2 protein-coding genes are annotated in these 1,196 nt (G+C 63.3%); both read left to right on the forward strand.

All coding sequences use genetic code 11. The annotated features are described in order from the left end of the window. Positions 1 to 422 (forward strand): ABC transporter permease subunit (locus tag AC1DOC_RS34360; protein WP_478131665.1); only part of this gene is annotated, 422 nt, incomplete at its 5' end. Between the two features lie 24 nt (positions 423 to 446). Continuing rightward, positions 447 to 1,196: ABC transporter permease subunit (locus tag AC1DOC_RS34365; protein WP_478131666.1), on the forward strand; the 750-nt coding region annotated here is incomplete at its 3' end.

A 1,196-nucleotide genomic window follows, 5' to 3' on the forward strand; every position in this document is an offset into this window, starting at 1 on the left:
CGATGATCCTGGTCATCCTGGCGGCCTCGTGGAAGCACGTGTGCTACGACTACATCTTTCTGCTGGCCGGCCTGCTGGCGGTGCCTTCTTCCTTGATGGAGGCGGCGGCGGTCGATGGCGCGGGGCCGCTTCGGCGCTTCTTCACCATCGGGTTGCCGCTCTTGATGCCCACGATGTTCTTCCTGGCCGTGATGAACTTCGTCTACGGCTTCTTCGAGATCTTTGCCATCGTCGATGCGGTCACGCAGGGCGGACCGGCGGGCGCGACCAACGTGCTGGTGTTCAAGGTGTATGTCGACGGCTTCATCAACCTGGACCTTGGCTCGTCGGCGGCGCAGTCGGTCATCCTGATGATCTTCGCGCTGCTGATGACATTGCTGCAGTTCCGCTACGTGGAGCGGCGCTTGAGCTACGACGTATGACGCGGGGCGCAAAGGATTCATCGCATGGTTGAACGCGCTCCCGTTCTCGATGGCATCTGCCACGCCATCCTGCTGGTGGGCGTGGCCTTTGTCTGCGTGCCGCTCTACCTGGCCTTCGTCGCGGGCTCGCTCAGCATTGCCGAGGTGCAGCAGGTGCCGCTGCCGTGGCTGCCCGGCGACCAGTTCGTGCAGAACCTGCGCACCGCATGGATGCAGGCCAACTTCRGCCGGCTGTTCTTCAATTCGTTCATCGTGGCGGCGGGCATCACGGTGGGCAAGATCGCGGTGTCGCTGCTGTCGGCCTTTGCCATCACCTACTTCCGCTTCCGCTTTCGCATGACGGCGTTCTGGCTCATCTTCGTGTCGCTGATGCTGCCGATCGAGGTGCGCATCTCGCCCACCTACGAATCGGTGGCGAACGCGGCGCTGCCGCTGCAGTGGCTGGTGGAGGCGCTGCACCTTTCGTCGGCGTGGAATGCCATCACGGGCCACACCATCGACATCCAGCTGCAGTGGAACATGGTCGACACCTACCCGGGCCTCATCCTGCCGCTGATCGCCTCGGCCTCGGCCACCTTCCTGTTCCGCCAGTTCTTCCTCACGGTGCCCGACGAGCTGTGCGAGGCGGCGCGGATCGACGGCGCTTCGCCGATGCATTTCTTCTGGACCATCCTGCTGCCGCTGTCGCGCTCCAACATCGCGGCGCTGGCGATCATTCTTTTCCTGTACGGCTGGAACCAGTATCTCTGGCCGCTGCTCTTCACGACCGACAAG

It is taken from the genome of Variovorax sp. 01T439_2 (assembly GCF_056398445.1).